The 18,437-nt window shown below is 59.7% G+C and carries 11 protein-coding genes; all 11 read left to right on the forward strand.

The window, feature by feature from the left end:
• On the forward strand, window positions 1-1,896 hold a 1,896-nt coding region (locus B9A11_RS00005; RefSeq protein ID WP_084662753.1), incomplete at its 5' end, for a recombinase family protein.
• Entirely contained in the window at window positions 1,893-3,107 is a 1,215-nt protein-coding gene (locus B9A11_RS00010; RefSeq protein ID WP_200807272.1) for a tyrosine-type recombinase/integrase, read from the forward strand. The genes B9A11_RS00005 and B9A11_RS00010, both read left to right, overlap by 4 nt.
• Before the next feature lie 300 nt (window positions 3,108-3,407).
• A complete protein-coding gene (locus B9A11_RS00015) occupies window positions 3,408-3,656 on the forward strand; it encodes a helix-turn-helix transcriptional regulator (RefSeq protein ID WP_058246383.1) in 249 nt (82 codons plus the stop codon).
• A 93-nt stretch (window positions 3,657-3,749) separates the two neighbouring features.
• The gene (locus tag B9A11_RS00020) at window positions 3,750-4,328 is read left to right on the forward strand and encodes a hypothetical protein (protein ID WP_058246382.1); all 579 of its coding nucleotides are present in this window, start codon (window positions 3,750-3,752) and stop codon (window positions 4,326-4,328) included.
• 197 nt (window positions 4,329-4,525) lie between these two features.
• The gene (locus B9A11_RS00025) at window positions 4,526-5,557 is read left to right on the forward strand and encodes a helix-turn-helix domain-containing protein (RefSeq protein ID WP_234988721.1); all 1,032 of its coding nucleotides are present in this window, start codon (window positions 4,526-4,528) and stop codon (window positions 5,555-5,557) included.
• A 28-nt stretch (window positions 5,558-5,585) separates the two neighbouring features.
• The gene (locus B9A11_RS00030; protein ID WP_058246380.1) at window positions 5,586-7,124 is read left to right on the forward strand and encodes a type I restriction-modification system subunit M; all 1,539 of its coding nucleotides are present in this window, start codon (window positions 5,586-5,588) and stop codon (window positions 7,122-7,124) included.
• Entirely contained in the window at window positions 7,121-8,266 is a 1,146-nt protein-coding gene (locus B9A11_RS21545) for a restriction endonuclease subunit S (protein WP_058246379.1), read from the forward strand. Before B9A11_RS00030 ends, B9A11_RS21545 begins: the two co-directional genes overlap by 4 nt.
• Window positions 8,267-8,327: 61 nt before the next feature.
• Window positions 8,328-8,483, forward strand: coding sequence for a hypothetical protein (locus B9A11_RS21310; protein ID WP_159452458.1), 156 nt, complete (start codon window positions 8,328-8,330; stop codon window positions 8,481-8,483).
• Window positions 8,484-8,656: 173 nt separating this feature from the next.
• Entirely contained in the window at window positions 8,657-9,181 is a 525-nt protein-coding gene (locus B9A11_RS00040; RefSeq protein ID WP_143595768.1) for a hypothetical protein, read from the forward strand.
• A 101-nt stretch (window positions 9,182-9,282) separates the two neighbouring features.
• Window positions 9,283-12,678, forward strand: a complete 3,396-nt coding sequence (locus B9A11_RS00045) for a DEAD/DEAH box helicase family protein (protein WP_058246377.1) — start codon at window positions 9,283-9,285, stop codon at window positions 12,676-12,678.
• A 921-nt stretch (window positions 12,679-13,599) separates the two neighbouring features.
• Window positions 13,600-18,393 (forward strand): calcium-binding protein, encoded by a 4,794-nt coding sequence (locus tag B9A11_RS00050; RefSeq protein ID WP_058246376.1) that lies wholly within the window; start codon window positions 13,600-13,602, stop codon window positions 18,391-18,393.
• The last annotated feature ends 44 nt before the right edge of the window (window positions 18,394-18,437 follow it).

The following is an 18,437-nucleotide window of genomic DNA, read 5'->3' on the forward strand; positions in this document are numbered from 1 at the left end:
GGGCCGAATTTCATGAGCAAGACGAAGAAGTTTCGCGGATCCGGGGCACGTGCTTTTCTTTACCTGCGCGTGTCATCGGGCAAACAGGCAGCGAAAGAGCTTTCGGTTCCCGACCAGCGGAAGCAGTTGCGGGCCTATTGCGAGCGCGAAGGCTGGGAAATCGCCAACGAATATGTCGAGACCGGCAGCGCGTTCCATGGACACCGACCGATCTTCGACGAAATGATCGAGGCGGCGAACCATGGTAGCGAGCGCGTCGATTTCATCGTGGTGCATTCCTTCAGCCGCTTCTTTCGCGATGCCGTGGAGGCGGAACTCACCCTTCGCTCGCTCGAGAAGCGCGGCACCACCCTGATCAGCATCACCCAGGATTTCGGGGACGATGAGGGCGGGCAACTGGTGCGTCGCTTGCTTATGCTCTTCGATGAGCACTCGTCGAAGGAGACCTCGAAGCACGTGCGGCGGACGATGACCGAGAATGCCAAGCAGGGGTTCTGGAACGGTGGTCCGACCCCATTTGGCTTCAGGACCTACGTCGCCGAGCAGCGTGGTCAGACTATAAAAAAGAAGCTTGAAATCGCGCCGGACGAGGCGGATCTGGTAAAGATCATCTTCGATCTTTTCCTGACAGGGGACGGCTCGTCGGGCCCGATGGGCGTCAAGCGGATTACATCCTGGCTGAACGAAAATGGATATCGGACACGTCGCGGAAGCAAGTGGAGTATTAAAGTCGTACACCAACTCTTAACGTCTACGACCGTGAAAGGCGAATTCGTATTCGGAAAAACCAGGGACATCGACAATACGGTAACGGTGTCAGTCCCGGAGATAATCAAGCCCTATGACTTTGATATTGTCCAACGGATGCTGAAAGCGCGTGACCCGAAAAAAACGCCGCCCCGGGACACTACCAGTGACATCCTGTTGTCGAAGATAGCATGCTGCGGTCATTGCGGTTCGGGCATGACGATCGCGACCGGCAAAGGCGGGCGCTATCGATATTACAAGTGCGGCGGGGAGATGAAGAAGGGGAAAACCTTTTGCCCGGGGATGATCGTTCCCATGGATCCGTTCGACACGCTGATCATCGACGAGGTCAGCGACAAGCTGTTCACCAAAGATCGAATGCAGGAAATGCTGGCCGGTCTTATGGAGCGCCAGGCGGCAAAGCGGCTGGACAACAGTGGTCACCTCGAGCGGGTCACTTCGGAGTTCCATGAAGCGGAGCAAGGGTTGAAGAGAATCTACGGGGCCATCGCAACCGGCGTGCTCGACTCCAGCGACCCGACGCTTCAGCAACACATCGCGGACGCGAAGGAGCGCAAGGACTTTGCCCAGGCCGCCCGCGACCGCGCCCTTGCCGAACTCGCACCAGAGACGGAAATCACGGACAAGAGCATCGAGCGGTTCACGGACTTCGTTCGCGAGCGGTTGAAAGGCGGCGACACCCAGTTCAAACGCGCATACCTCCGCGCTGTCATCGACAAGATCGTCGTCAACGAGAACACCATCAAAATCGTCGGGGACCGGCGCAACATCGAGGCTGCGGCCATCAGCCATGCTGCTGGGTCACGTAGTGTCTCACCAGTGCCCAGTTTTGTCAGCCAGTGGCGGAGGCTCAGTCCGTCACACCCGCCTGTCAACTGGCGTCAAACCCTGTCAATCCACTTTTTATCTATTTGTTTTATAATAATAAATCAGAAACGCCAATTCTTGACCGTCAACTGGCTTCATGCAATCTCAGTCCAAGTGTGGGGCTGGGTGTGGGGCTGCATGAGGGGCTTTCGCAAGAACCTCCTCTGTGGGGCTGCAACCTCCGCCACACGGAAGTCGAACGGTTCAGGGAGAGTGGCATGGCGCGCGGAAATCTATCAGCTCGGAAGGTGGAGACCTTGAAGAAACCTGGGCGGCACAGCGATGGCGACGGTCTGTTGTTGGTCGTGCGCGAGAGCGGTGCCAAGTCTTGGTTGCAGCGCGTGAGCATTGCCGGGAAGCGGGTCGATCTGGGGCTGGGCATCTATCCAGATGTGAGCCTGTCGGAGGCCCGTGAGAAAGCGCAGGAGAACCGCAGGGCCGTCGCCGAGGGCAAAGACCCCCGCAAGATCAAAGCGGCCACCGTAGCGGCGTTGAAAGCCGCGCAGGAAGCCGACCCAGCTGCGAGCGGCCCGATGACCTGGGCGCAGGCCTGTGAAGCCTTTCACCGGCTCAACGAGGCGTCTTGGCGCAACTCGAAACACGCGGCGCAGGTTCTCACCACGTTGAACACCTACACCCCGAAAATGCGCGATCTGCCGGTGGCCGAGGTGACGCAGCGCGAGGTCTACGACGCCCTCAGCGCGATCTGGCTGACCAAGCCCGAGACGGCGCGCCGGGTCGCCCAGCGGATCGGCAAGGTGCTGCAATGGGCGCGGGCCAACGGCGAATATCCCGGCTCGCCGCTTGATCTGATGGCGGCGGTGAAGGCGGGGCTGCCCTCGCAGAAACAGGTGTCAAAGGTGCAGCACCATAAAGCCGTGCCCTATGCCGATGTCTCAACCTTCATCGAAGCCTTGAGCACCTGTCAGGCCATGCCGTCCACGCGGCTGAGCCTCGAATTTCTCATCCTGACGGCTTCCCGATCTGGCGAGGTGCGCGGGGCGCTCTGGCAAGAGATCGACACGCAGGCCCGCCTGTGGGTCATCCCCGCCGAACGGATGAAGGCCGACCGGGAGCATCGGGTCCCCCTCTGTGACCGCGCGCTGGCGATCCTGGAGGAGATTGAGCCGCTCCGACGGGAGGACGGTTTGATCTTTCCCGGTATGCAGCAGGGTCGCCCGGTGAGCGAGAACACCTATGTGAAGCTGATGCGGGAATTGGGTTTTCCGGCCACGGCCCACGGGTTCCGCAGTTCCTTTCGGCAATGGGTCGCGGAATGCACCAACGTGCCGCGCGAGGTGGCAGAGCGCTGCCTTGCTCACGTCACGGAAAACGCCGTGGAGCGGGCCTATCAGCGCAGCGACCACCTCGACGCGCGGCGCGACCTGATGGACCAGTGGTCGCGCTACATCGACCCCGAGACGCAAGAGGTTGTGGTCGACCTTGCGGAAATCAAGGCAAAAAGGGCGTAGGAGGAAGTTGATAGGGATAAGCCTTTGTGGCATACAGATCGTGCAGAGAAGGGCACCGGGGCGGAACAGCTACCCGGTGCCCTTTTTGTTTGATCGGTCCTAACTAACCCGTAGGCGCTGACCTCGGTTGAGGCCCGAGGCGTGCAGAAAACGCACTTTAGGGGTTCACGGATTCAGCCCCTTTGGGTAAGTACGAATCATGGAGATCTGCGTCGGGGGCCGAAAGGCTGGCCGGCGCTTTTTTGTTGGAACGCCCGCACAGCCGAAAGGTTGGAGCGGGCTTTTTTATTGGAGAGCGACATGCTTCAACACCACACTGCCACCGCCGCCATGCCCGTGCCGCGTAACGTAGACGCCCCTGAGCGCCGTGAGCCTTCCTTGCTGATCGACTTGAAAGAGGTCTGCGCCTTGGTCGCCGTCTCGGAAAGCACACTGCGCCGGATGATGGACGCGGGCGATTTCCCGAAGGGCAAGGCCCTATCCCGCCAGGTGCGCCGCTGGCGACGCGCTGACGTCGAAGCGTGGATCGCCGAGAAGTTCGACGCCTAACCAAGACACAAGACCACCAGCAAGAAGCCCCGCACGGAATGCTCCGGCGGGGCTTCTGCTTTTTTACCTCCCCATCTTAAACGGAGAACCCTGATGGAATTTGCCAAACAAAAGTTGAAAACCGAAGCCAGCATTCATGGGCGCTACACCAGCAGACCGCTGTGGTTGAAAAATGGACGCCCTACGGATGGTTGGGACCAGTTCTACATTTTTGCGTCAACCTTCGAGCAAGCCCCTCAGCTCGTCCAACAGATGAACCGCGGCGACTTTGACCGATTGTTCAAGATGACCCCTGTTTTGATCACATGCGGGGACGAGAAGCACATCGCTTTCAAAGTCTCGTCCCGGCGGAAATATAAAGCACGTCAGGTCGAAGGGCGCTTGCATGATGGGAAAGTCATCGGTCTGACCGAAGAAGAAATGGCCCTCGTGGATCGCGGTGAGGGCGGCACTGAACCGGGTTTGATCTGGTTCAAGGAGTTCTTCCAGTTTGGTCCGGTCTACATTTCCGCGAAGGCCGCAGCGGCACGTCAGCGCGCGTTTGAAGCAGATTTGGCGCTGCTCGAAGGCCACGACGTTGATCTGGATCCGGAAGCGTCAATCGCTCTCAAGCGGATGGGGGTGCTGGACGTGTTCCAATATTCGGACACCGAGTTTGATCTTTCAGACTGATCAAAACGTCCGGGTCCCTTCGGTTTTCCGAAGGGACCAACAGACACCATTTTCAAACGAATATGAGGCCAACGCCTATGAATTCCTCCGCACATTCCATACCGAATACCCAACTCCCACAGCCGATTGATCACGTCCCAAAGTCTGTCAGGGATACCCCGCGTTTCAGCGGAAAACCGGCCTGGATCCCTACCGTGATGCGTGCAGAAACGCTCATTGACCGATCCGTAAAAAGGTTGGGACGCAACAGCAAAGGACGTGCGGCGATCCTTTCGACAATCGCAACAATGGAACTTATGGCGGATCTAAAGGGGCACACAAAGACATTCATCTCAGCCAAAGCCCTGTCGAAGAAAACAAGCTTTAGCGAGAAGCACGTCCAAACACTCTTGAAAGACCTCAGGGACGAAGGGCTCGTGATCAAAAACGACGATGGAAAGGGTGGCAGGGTCAAGAAGCCTGGCACCAGTGGCACTGTCGGCAAGGCCGCAGCCAGATCCCTCAATTGGGAAAAGCTCATCTCTTACCTGCAGGATGTCGCCGCACAGGCTCCCTCCAACGGGGCAGCAACCAAGGACCTAAATGAACTCCGCAGGTTGCTCGTTGATCTTCAAATACGGATCGAAAAAACCCGGAAACCCGCCTCCCCAAAAGATACTGAAAACGCTGAGAAAAACGCACCTGCAACTACCGGAAATCAGGTAGTTGCAACTACCCGGAATCGCACCATTCCAACTACCGGAAATCAGGCACCACCCGTAGGGTGTAACCCAGAAGATCCCGGTAATCCCAAAGACCTTGGCACGTCACTTGGCGGCTTGCCCACCCAGGAGCAAAAAACACATGTTGCGACCCGAGAAAAACGCGTCGGCAGCATCCAACTTTCGACCAATCTGGACGACGAAGCTTCACATACTCCTGCCTCGGCCAACCAACCGTCCAAGCCACCCATCCAGAGCGCACAGGCACAATCGAGACTTGGTCGGCAAACCGACGCAGCCAAACCCTACGGGGCACTTGAGAAATCAGTTTTGGATGATGACTCCAAACTGACCTTCCCGGAATACTACGCAAAATATGCGCCAACCGGACAAACCCCTCACACGATCAGAGCGAAGGCGAAACGTTTGGGCATCTTGCCCGCCACGCAAAGCGGGGCCGCTGACCTGACGGCGCTACCGACAAATGCGCCCGGTTGCCCAACCCTTGGCGAACGGTGTACCACCTGACCAAATCCATCGACAGGCGAGCGCACACATGCTGACAGGCAACATCCGCAACCAAATCGACCAGATCTGGAACGCGTTCTGGTCGGGTGGCGTCTCCAACCCGCTCTCCGTGATCGAACAGCTCACCTTCCTCATGTTCATCAAGCGGCTCGACGACCTCCACACCGTCGAGGAGCACAAAGCCGAAGGCCTCGGCCTCCCCATGGCCCGCCGCATCTTCCCCGAAGGCGCAGACGCCAAGGGCGAGCCCTACGACAATCTCCGCTGGTCCCGCTTCAAGCACTTCGAGGCCCGCGAGATGATGCGCATCGTCGATGAGCACGTCTTCCCCTTCCTCCGCCAGTTGGGCGAGGCTGGCTCCTCCTACGGCACCCACATGAAGGACGCCCGCCTCGGCTTCTCCAACGCCAACCTGCTGGCCAAGGTCGTGCAAATGCTCGACGACATCCCCATGGACGACCGCGACACCAAGGGCGATGTCTACGAATACATGCTGGGCAAGATCGCCAGCGCGGGCACCAACGGCCAGTTCCGCACGCCCCGCCACATCATCGAGCTGATGGTGGGCATCATGAAGCCCCAGCCCGGTGACACCATCTGCGACCCGGCGGCGGGCACCTGTGGCTTCCTCGTCTCGGCGGGCGAGTACCTGCGGGACCACCACCCCCAGATGCTGCGGAACAAGGAACAGCGCGACCACTTCCACAGCCGCATGTTCCACGGCTTCGACTTCGACGCCACCATGCTGCGGATCGGCGCGATGAACATGACCCTGCACGGGGTCGACAACCCCGATGTTTCCTACCGCGACAGTCTGGCAGAGGAGCACGGCACGGATGCGGGCGACTACTCCCTGATCCTCGCCAACCCGCCCTTTGCCGGGTCGCTCGACTATGACACCACGGCCAAGGACCTGCTGAAGATCGTCAAGACCAAGAAGACCGAACTGCTCTTCATGGCGCTTTTCCTGCGGCTCCTGCGGACCGGCGGGCGGGCGGCGGTGGTCGTGCCCGACGGGGTGCTCTTCGGCTCCTCCAAGGCGCACAAGGACATCCGCCGGATGCTGGTCGAGGAACACAAGCTCGACGCCATCATCAAGCTGCCCTCGGGCGTCTTCCGCCCCTACGCCGGGGTGTCCTGCGCCATCGTGGTCTTCACCAAGACCGGCGTCGGCGGGACGGAGGGCGTCTGGTTCTACGACATGACGGCGGACGGCTTCAGCCTTGACGACAAGCGCACGCCGCTGCTGGATGCCGAGAAGCTGGGGGCCACGCCCACGGAGGCCCTGAGCGAGGACGAGCACGCCAAGAACAACCTGCCCGACATCCTCGCCCGTTGGGGGGAGTGGGCGGCAGAGGCAGAGCGCCCCCGCACCGCGCAGAGCTTCATGGTGCCAGCGGAGGACATCATCGCCACCGGGTCGTGGGACCTGTCGCTGAACCGCTACAAGGAGATAGAGCACGAAGAGGTCGACCACGCCGCCCCCGCCGAGATCATCGCGGAGCTGCGGGCGCTGGAGGCCGAGATCGCCGAGGGTCTGGATCGGCTTGAGGGGATGCTGGGATGAGCTGGCCTTTAGCTGCGCTCGACAGCATCTCCGAGGTGGTTCGAGGGGTTACCTTCAGCAAAGCCGATGCTGAAAGTGATCCGAGAAAGGGACTTTTGCCAGTCTTGCGTGCAGGCAATATCGCTGAAACGCTAAATGTTGAGACAGACCTCGTTTACGTCGATCAAGACCGCATCTCGGAGAAGCAGAGACTTCGCCCTAAGGACATTGTCGTCTGCACCTCGTCTGGCAGCGCTTCGGTGCTGGGAAAAAGCGCGATGCTGAGGCAAGAGTGGCAGGGGTCATTCGGAGCGTTTCTGGCGACGGTAAGAACTGACCCACGTCGCGCTGATCCTGACTTTGTAGGCCACTACCTTCGTAGCCCTAGATTCCGAGCGTGGGCTAGCAACTCGGCGGGCATCGGCATCAAGAACATCCGAGCGTCAGACTTCAAGAAAGTCGAAATCCCCCTCCCGCCGCTGGAGGAGCAGAAGCGGATTGCGGGGATACTGGATCAGGCAGCAGAGCTCTGCCGCCTCCGCACACGCGCCCTCGACAAGCTGAACACCCTCGGCCAGGCGATCTTTCATGAGATGTTTGGCCCATTGAAGGGGCACAAGTCCGCTGAGGATGTGCGCCTCGCTCGTGACAATGCGGAATTGGTGGTGTCGAAACTTGGCGACCAAATCCTACTTCAGCGGGGCTATGACATCGTGAAAAAAGATGTTCGTCCGGGAACTGTGCCTGTGATCTCGTCGGGAGGCACATCATATCACCACGACACCGCGATGGCTGAAGGACCCGGCGTTATTATGGGCCGAAAAGGATCAGTTGGTACGGTGCATTTCTGTAACAGTGACTACTGGCCGCACGACACGACACTTTTCGTCAAGGACTTCAAGGGCAACAGGCCGAGGTTTGTGTACGAGTTTCTACGTCAGTTTGATCTGCAGCAGTACGAAGCAAGCGCGGCCAACCCAAGTCTGAACAGAAACAACTTACATCCACTCTTCGTGGGTTGGCCATCGGTTGGACTACAGATGAATTTTGAGGATCGTGTCGCAGAGGCCGAGAGGGCTTCGCGCCCATCCCAAGTTCAGGCTGAGCATCTCGATGCTCTCTTCGCCTCCCTCCAACACCGCGCCTTCCGGGGCGAGCTGTGAGGCCAGCCATGTCGCAAAGGGCCCCTCGCGGCCAATCTGCCGCTGATGCTACTTCAGCGGCATGAGACCCTACCGCCTTTCCCCCACCGGAGACCTGCTGACCCAAGACGGGGCCCCATGCCCCGACCCGGCCCCCGCCACACTGGACGCGGGCCAGATCGAGGTGCAGCATCTCGACCCGCACGTCGAAGGCTGGCCCCTGCCCAGTTTCAATTGATTGGGGGGCGACAGCGTCGGCGTGCTGATCATCACACGGAGCCACTGATGGCAAATGAAGAACCGCAAGCAGCCCCTCGGCCCTCAGCCCCAAGGCGCGCAGTGAGAATCCTTGGGCTGAGCCTGAATGTCGCCGAACGGACCGGCCGAACCCTGTCGGGCAAGCTTGGGCTTATGATTCTGATGGCCTGGATCTTTCTAGGCGTCCCGGACTTCGATCTCGCACTTCTGCCCATTCTGCATCACCGCTCCATCGTGACACACTCGATCCTGCCACCGCTGCTCTTCTTGCTGGTCGCCCGTCGTCTCGGAGCCGCTCCGATTGCCGGTGCCATGATCGGCACCAGCGTACATCTCACCTGCGACCTCCTCTCCCCCATGGTAGGCTTCGCCCAGATCTGGCTTCCGGCTCCGATCAAGGCGCCGCTGGGGCCGTTGAGCTACCTCTGGCTTCTGGGCAATGCGCTGGTGGGTTACGTGGTGGCCTTTGGGGTCGCCTACGTGACGCTGCCGAGGGGGATCGCATTCCCCTTCATCATCGCACTCTCAGCCATGACAGGTGCTGCCTACGGCGCCCTCAACGAGCAGAGCGTTTTATCAGTGATCGTATGCCTTGTGTTCCCGACATTGGCCGGCGTCGTGGCTTGGCGTCGTTCGGTCAAGGGCAACTCGGCGTCGGCGGCGAAAGCGGAAGGCTGAGCTGGAAGGTTTGCGCTCCGAACTTGTTGCGGGAGTTACGCCCCATGGTTGATCACAGCCGTGTCCCGCCCTAGGCTGCATTAACCAATCGGATTTTGTGCATGACCCAGTTCTCATTCCTCGCCAAGGACTTCCCCAACCTCTTCAAGACCGCCAGCAAGGCCGAGACCCATGCGCTGTCTGACCCGCGTGGGTCGTGCTTCTGGGCGCGGCTGACGTTGGAGACAGCGTTGAAGTGGCTGTACCGGACCGACCCCGCGCTGCGGACGGTCTACACGGACACCCTGGCGGCGATGATCGCGGAGCCGAGCCTGGAGGCCCTGACCGGCCCCGCCATCGTCATCAAGGCCCGCTACATCAAGGATCAGGGCAACCGGGCCGCCCACGATACTGGCAAGCCCCTGACCGCCCATGACGGCAGCGCCTGCGTCCGCGAGTTGTTCCACGTCTGCTACTGGATCGCCCGGACCTATGCCCGGACCGACCGTCCCAACCCGGCGCTGAGCTTCGACGCCAGCAAGCTGGAGAAGTCCCTGACGATCACCGCGAGCACGGTGGCGCAGATCCAGAAGGTCGAGAGTGAGATCAAGGCGGAGCGGAGACGCGCGGAAGAGGCCGAGGACGCCCTGCGCACCTCCGAGGAGGGTCGCGCCAAGCTGGATGCGGAATTGGCCGCTGTACGGGCTGAAATGGCCGCTCTGCGCAAGGCCAACAGCGCGGTTCAGGATGACCACGACTACGGCGAGGCAGAGACCCGCGACAACTTCATCGACCTGTTGCTGAGCGAGGCGGGCTGGCCGCTGGATCAGGAGCGGGACCGCGAGTTCCCGGTGACAGGAATGCCGAACACAAGCGGCGACGGCTATGTCGACTACGTCCTGTGGGGCGACGACGGCAAGCCGTTGGGCTTGGTCGAAGCCAAGCGGACCAAGAAGGACAGCCGGACGGGGCAGCAGCAGGCGAAGCTCTATGCCGACTGTCTGGAGAAGCGGTATGGCCGCCGCCCGGTGATCTTCACCAGCAACGGGTATGAGCACTGGGTCTGGGACGACCATGCCTATCCGCCGCGTCGGATCTCGGGCTTTCTGAAGAAGGACGAACTGCAGCTGCTCCTGCAACGGCGTGAGAACGTGCGCGCCCTGTCAAAGGTGGATGTGGACCCGGAGATCGCCGGGCGTCACTACCAACAGCGGGCGATCCGCCGGGTCGGCGAGGCCATTGAGCGGGATGCTCAGCGGAAGGCGCTGCTGGTGATGGCCACCGGCAGTGGCAAGACCCGAACCGTGATCGCGCTGATCGACCAGCTCATGCGGGCGAACCGGGTCAAACGCGTGCTCTTCCTCGCGGATCGGATCGCCCTTGTGAAGCAGGCCCACGGCGCGTTCAAGGCGCACCTGCCGTCGACGCCCTCGGCCAACCTGTTGGAGAAGCACGACACCAAGAAGAACGACCATGCTGGGGCGCGTGTCTGTCTGTCGACCTACCCGACGATGATGGGGCTGATCGAAGAGATGAAGGGCGGCGAGAAGCGCTATGGTCCCGGTCACTTCGACCTGATCGTCATCGACGAGGCGCACCGTTCAGTCTACCGCAAGTACCGGGCGATCTTCGAGTATTTCGACAGCCTGCTGGTGGGGCTGACCGCCACGCCGCGGGACGAGATCGACAAGGACACCTATTCGCTATTTGGGCTGGAAAAGGGTGTGCCGACCGACGCCTACGACCTCGATGACGCGGTTGGTGACGGATACCTCGTGCCGCCAACCACGATCTCGGTCCCTCTGAAGTTCCAGCGCGACGGCATCGACTACGACCAGCTGACCGACGAGGAGAAGGAAGCCTGGGACGCCATCGAGTGGGACGAGGAAGGCACCCAGCGCGACCGGGTCGAAAGCGCGGACCTCAATAAGTGGCTGTTCAACGAGGACACCGTCGACAAGGTGCTGGAGCACCTGATGCGCAACGGGATCAAGGTCGCGGGCGGGGATCGACTGGGCAAGACGATCATCTTTGCCAAGAACAGCAGACATGCTGAGTTCATAATCGAACGTTTCGACAAGGCCCACCCGCACTACAAGGGGCACTTTGCTAGACAGATTGACTACAAAATCAGCTACGCCCAGTCGCTGATCGACGACTTCTCCGAGGCCGAGAAAGCTCCGCACATTGCCGTGTCGGTGGACATGCTCGACACCGGGATCGACGTGCCGGAGGTCGTCAACCTCGTGTTTTTCAAGATCGTCCGATCCAAGACCAAGTTCTGGCAAATGGTGGGACGCGGCACCCGCCTGTGCCCCGACCTGTTCGGTCCGGGCGAGGACAAGCAGCAGTTCGTCATCTTCGACTTCTGCCAGAACCTCGAGTTTTTCCAGGAGAACCCGAACAAGACCGATGGCCCGACGGCCAAGCCCCTTGGCGAGCGACTGTTCGGCTCGCGGGTTGAGCTGATCGAGGCCTTGGCAGATGCCGGTGAGCCGCACGACGAGCTGATCAAGGACATCAAGACCCGGCTGCACGACGAAGTGCTGGGGATGCCTCTGGACAACTTCATCGTTCGGGCAAACCGCCGGAGCGTCGAGAAATTCCGCGACCCGAAAGGCTGGGATGAGCTGACCCTCGACGACCGTCTTGCTCTGATCGAGGACGTGGCGGGTCTGCCGACGGCCTATGAGGATGGCAACCTCCCGGCCAAGCAGTTCGATCTGCTGATGCTGACAGCGCAGCTTGAACTGCTGAAACAGACCGGGGCGTTCACCCGGCTGCAGATGCGGATCATCAGCTTCGCCTCGGCTCTTGAAGGCATGGACAACGTGCCCCTTGTGGCCAAGGAGATGGAGCTGATCCTTGAGATCCAGACCGACGGGTTCTGGGAGGACATCACTCCCGAGATGCTGGAGACCGTGCGCCGACGCCTTCGTCATCTGGCCGAGCTGATCAAACCGGTGGAGCGGAAGGTGGTCATCACCGACTTCGAGGATGACATCGGCGAAGGCACCGAGATCGCCATGCCAGAGGTCGGCAGCGGCGTGGACAAGGCTCGCTTTAAAATGAAGGTCCGCCGCTTCATCGACGACCACCGCGACCACATTACCCTGATCAAAGTGCGCCGGGGCGAGGCGCTGACCAAGCAGGACATCGAAGAGCTAGAGCGTATCCTGATCGAACAGGAGATCGCGGACGACACGCTAATCGCCGGTCTCGAAGAGGAAGGTGGCCTCGGGCGCTTCCTTCGGTCCCTGACTGGCCTCGATAAAGCCGCCGCCAAGGAGGCCTTCAGCGCCTTCGTAGCCCTGCACCAGCTGAACGCCGACCAGACCGAGTTTCTCGACCTGGTGGTCAACAGCCTGACCGAGGCGGGCTACGTCGACCCGGCCAGCTTCTACGAGAGCCCCTTCACGGATCTGAACGACATGGGCATTGCCGGGATCTTTGACAGGGATCAGGCCAGAGAGATCATTCAGATCGTGCGAACGCTCAACGAGGTGGTCGCTGCATAAGCGGCCTGCAGTTTCCCGACGGGTGGCGAACTGCATTGGGTCGCCCGCACAGCGGCGATTTCCCAAAAGCGCAACGAATGGACCGTCCGATTGAGTGGGCCGAACAACCACCGACCTCACACCGTATCCCCAAGCATTTCGACGCATTTGCATACAAGTTAAATAAAAACCCGCATATCTTCAAAGTGTGACAAGAAAGATCACTATTCTTAGCGTTTATTTTTGTTGAGAGAAGCTTGGTTTTAAATTGAATACCCTCTCAAACTTTAATGGCTTCTGACTGGGGAACTGTAGTCAATGTCGGAAGCCGACGCTCGGAACAGGAACCGTCGACTGATCTTTCGCAGCGCGGGACCGATACTGACGAAACGGCCGGACATGAGAACACCGTGGGAGCGTTAGTATTTTGGGCACCACAAACTGGTGTTGGAGTGGCACGGTGATGCACGGTTCCTCGGTACCATTATGCTACCGCTAGGGGTGGGGCTTGCGGAAGGCGACCTTGATAGCTCGCCAAAATCGGATGGCACGGTCGATAGGTTCGCGACTATCATCCCAGCGAGCTACTTGCAGCAAATTTGAGGCGAGGCAAGACGCGTTGACCAGCAGCCCCCAAAATATGAGAAGTCCGTCGAGAGGTCCAAACGCCCGCCAAAACATTGAATAAATTAAAAATTTATCAGCAGCTTAACGTCATGCGCAATCGCTTAAAAAATCGACTAGGTAGCCGTGCCTCTTATGACCTTCATAAGTTTGGCATGATTCAAAGTCAGCTTTGCTACGACGCACCCTAATAGTACATCTTGATTTCGTAAATACTCGTAGAAATCCAAAAACAAATTTTGGATGACAGGGGCTGTGTGAGTTGCCATCCTTTACTTAAGAGAATCTTTAACAAGTGTTTGGGGGAGGGTTTGGCCCATGGCAACGACGTCCGTGCAATTCTCAGCAACCGATATCACGCTGGGTGACATCAGCTATGATGGTCGACTTGTGTTCGACTTCGGTGACAAAAACGAAACCCGATATTCCAATTACTCGGTCAGCCAATACGGCGTTGATCTGGTTGCGCTGGATTTCGATTACCGGCTGTGGGGTGAGTTCGGCTTTGAGTTCTTCTTCGATGCGTCGCTTGGCGACCTAAGCCTGAACGCCCCACTCTTTTTTGATCTCGAAGCGCCAAACTATGTTGATGTCGGCGACAGCATCACCTTTGAAACGTCGGCCTGGAGTTGGCAGGATGCAGCGCTTGTGGCTTCGGGGCCCAGCTACGATGTGGGCGTAGATTTCATTTCGCAGTTCTTGTTCACGACTTGGGAAGAAAAAATTCGTGTGCTTCCTGACAACGACATCCTGTCAGGCCCAGAGTTTCATACCGACCTTCCGGACATCATAGCCACCTTCGATCAAAGCGACGGCGCTCTATCTGCAATCCGAAAGGAATTGTTCCACCTGAGTTCAGACAAGCCCCCTACCACCTCTTTTGAGTTCGCAGGGCTGGATATGACCTTTGGTCTGCCAGGAAACTTCGGAGCGATTTCCAACGCCGATCAGGATTTCTTGGCAGATGGCTCCATTCGTGCGTCGTCAGTCAGCTCTCCGATTTTCTCGGCGTCTTATGCGCTAAGCGATCTACTGAGCTTGCTCAATCATCCACTGGGCCCCCTGCTGAGCGGCTCTATCGGGACCAGCCCGTCAGAGGGTTTCTCTCTAGCCAGCCTTTTCGGTGTGTCCGATTGGTCGGTTGACTGGACGTTGTTCGACATCTCAATCAACGTCGGCGTTTCTATCGTAACCGAATACCTGTTCACCCCAACGGCGGTTTTCGTGGATATCGTCAACACCACAACCGGCGAGACTCAGAGCGGCGAGTTGGGCGAAAGCTTTGATTTCGGCGCAAGCACGACCGAAGGGGACGTCGACTTTGACATTTCCTACCGTCTCGAAGGCGAGGTGTCCGCCCGCTACGGCATTCAGGGATCGCTGGATTTCCCTTTTGAAATCGGCTCTTTCACCGTCAACACGCCGGACGGCGATACCATAGGCTTCGATCCGCTGCTGGGCGGCCAATTGCCTGCGGCCTCTTTGACCAGCGCGGTCTACTGGCTGTACGATCTTGATCCGCTGCCCGTCTCGATCAACGCAGCGTCGCAAACGCGTAGCGTGGATGTCATCGCCTTGCCTGCCCCTGAACCGGACGGCACGCCAACACCCACCCTTCCCCAGCCCACGGTCGCGCTGAGCGGCGGAGGCAATATTGCCGAAGGTGGGACCGTTACCCTGACCGTGACGTTGTCGGCACCCAGCGCGCAGGCCGTGACCGTTTTCTATCAAGCTTTCAACCTGACTTCCGAAGCCAGCGATTTCTCGCCCGCCACGGGGCAGATCACTTTGTCAGCGGGTCAGACCTCTGCTGAACTGCAAATCCGAACGGTTCAGGACGACGACTACGCTGATGACGCCTTTGCGGTTTCCCTGACTGGGGCCACCAATGCCCTCCTCGGGGCGCAGTCCACAGTGTCGGTGAATATCGTCGACGATGACACCCCGCCCGAAGTGACCCCTCCGTCCGAGCCGACCGATCCCGAAGTGCCGGTTATCGTCGAGCGCCCGATCCTGAACACTGTCATCAATTCACGCGTCGACGAGGGCAGTCCACTAGAGTTCGAATTGCGGCTGGATCGGGTGGCGACCCAAGATGTGCGCGTCACCTATCAGATTGTGCCCGATACCGCCGAGAGCGGCGATTACGGTCTGACCTCGGGGATCGCGGTGATCGAGGCGGGGCAGTCCAGCACCATTGTCGCTATTCCGACCAATCGTGACGATGACGGCGATGATGACACGTTGCAGTTGCGCATCGTGGCTGTCGATGGGGCGGACCTGCCTTCGTCTATGCCAGTGGGCTACGGCACCATCCGGGATATTTACACGCCGCCCGTGACACCACCAAGCGATCCGAACCTGATCACCGTGGCGGATGCTGTCACCACCGAAGGTGGTGATCTGGTCTTTGGCCTGACACTGGACGGTCCCGCGCAGTCCGCTGTGACCGTCTCATACACTGTTACCGAACTGACCGCCGAGAATGCCGACTGGTCGCCCATCGGCAACTACACAGCCGTCATCGCAGCAGGCGAGAGCACAGGCGAAATCCGTGTCGGGACCAACCACGACAACGACGCCCGGGATGAGACGCTGCGGATCGACATCACCGGAGCGAGCAATGTCTCGGCCTTGAGCGACACCACGGCCATCGGCACGATTCAGGACGACGAAGAGCCGTTTTTGCCGTTGGTGACGGTGGAGCAAGGGCTGGTCATTGCCGAAGGCGACAGCCGCCACATTAGCATCGGGTTGCAGAACAATCCGCGCAATCAAACCGTCACGATAAATTACTCACTGGTTTCGGGGTCCGCTACCGCAGGCAGCGACTTTGTCGTACGGTCCGGCGAAATGGATCTGGTGAGCGACGACGTCGACCGGCTTTTGAACATTGTGACGATCGAAGATACGGCCATCGAGACGACCGAGTCGCTGTACTTCCGGATCGACAGCATATCCGGCGGCACCTACGATGCGCAGGAGACCGAAATCAGGATCACCGACGATGACAACGGCAATGGTCCTGCTTTTGCCTTCAAGTATGATGGGCGTTCCAATCCAGCCGAAGGCGGACAGCTCTTCTTCGACCTAGAGCAATACTCCATCAGCCAAGGCGGCCAGTCCATTACAGGAGATTTCGTCGGCTCTGCCCGCTTTGATTATTCCGTGCAGGGTATTGACCCGGCGGACGTCGTGTCGGTCACAACCCACGCCTACCAGTCAACGTATAACCAGTGGGGGGATCGGCACGTCAACTACGAACAAACTGTCTATCAGGGCAACTCAGGCTCGATGCTGGTTGAGGCAGACCTGTTCAGTCGGTCGCAATACAACAGTTTTTTCTACGTCACGGTCCAACTGGCCAATGACGCCGTTTATACGGGGGACCGCAGCGGCTATCTGGACGTGTCGGTCAGCGGCGCAAACGCTTGGGTCGAACATGGTTCCAACAACACCGATTTCACCATCCTCGAAAACGACCCGCTGCCGCCACCTGCGATGCTGGTCGGCGATGCCGGGGGAAATGAAAGCGGCACGATCTTTATCCCGGTGACGCTGGCTTATGCCGCCAGCGCTGACATCACCTTTACCTGGGCCATCGCCGACGGCTCTGGGGCCTTTGCCGCAACGACCGGCAGCGCGACCATCGCGGCGGGGACTCTTGGGACCACAGTCAGCCTGACACCAACCGACGACAGCGTGATCGAGCCGAACGCGACCTTTATCTTTGACGTGACCGGGCTGACGGCGGGGGCCGCAGACATTTCGGGTGCCAGCGGCTTTGTCCTTGTGGTTGATGACGACACCCCCAAACCGACGCCGGGGCACGACTTTATTGCCATGCGCGAAGGCTTTGATCCCGGTCAGCTTGACGGGCTCGCAGGGGACGACACGCTGGTGGGCAGCGCCAAGAATGATCACTTGCTGGGCGGTGAGAATGACGACGTGTTGCGGGGCGGGGTCGGCGCAGATACCCTCGACGGGGGTAACGGCACCGATCATGCGGACTATTCCGACGCGCCTCTAGGCGTGCTGGCCGATCTGGAGTTTGCCGCGCGCAACACCGGCATCGCGGCGGGCGATACCTATATCGGAATCGAAGGGCTAATGGGCTCGCGCTTTGCCGACAAACTGCATGGCGACGGGGCGGCCAACCTCTTGATCGGTGACGAAGGCGGGGATGAGTTGTTCGGGCGTGGCGGAGACGACAGCCTGCAAGGCGATCTGGGCAACGACCTGCTGGACGGCGGTGACGGGCATGACACGCTGCGGGGCGGCTTTTCCCATGACACCCTGCAGGGCGGCGTCGGAAATGACCTTCTGGAAGGCGGTTTCGGTGATGACAGCATGGATGGCGGCGACGGCTTTGATATCGGCGATTTCAGCGGGTTCGGCGGCAATACGACCGTCAACCTGAACGTCAGGACCGCGCAGGTGACCACAGGCACCAGTTCCGAGATCGTCCTGAACATCGAAGGCCTGATCGGCGGCGCTTACCGGGATCGCTTTACCGGGACCAGCTTTGAGACCGCCTTTTGGGGCGGCGACGGGTCGGACCAGCTGTACGGGCTGGGCGGCAGCGACACCCTGTTTGGCGAGGCCGGGAACGACCAGATCCTCGGCGGCAACGGAGATGACACGCTGGACGGCAGCGACGGACGCGATGTGATCTTTGGCGGCGGCGACAACGATGTGCTGATTGGCGGCCTTGGCAACGACATTCTGCGCGGAGACGCGGGCGACGACACCTTGATCGGTGGCAATGGCCGCGACATCCTGCGCGGTGGAGACGGCAACGATGTGTTCCTTTTTGAGAGCCGCTCGGACTCGCAGGTCGATGTCGGCGGGCGCGACGTCATCCGCGATTTCACCCGAGGTGAGGATGTTCTGGACCTGACCGGGGTCGACGCGTTCAGCGGGACGATGACCAACGAAACGCTGACCTTCATCGGAACCAGCGCTTTCAGCGGCACCGCGGGCGAGCTGCGATACGCTCAGACCAGTGCCAGTACCTTGCTCTTCGCCGATACCGACGGGGACGCGCAGCAGGACTTTTTCGTATTCCTGAACGGGGTGATCGACCTGCAAGGTTCGGATCTGTTGCTGTAGCACCCTGCACGTCGTGAGGATGATGAACCAAGCCTTCGCCCGAA

This window comes from Tropicibacter naphthalenivorans, from assembly GCF_900176475.1.
GTDB classification, from domain to species: Bacteria; Pseudomonadota; Alphaproteobacteria; order Rhodobacterales; family Rhodobacteraceae; genus Tropicibacter; species Tropicibacter naphthalenivorans.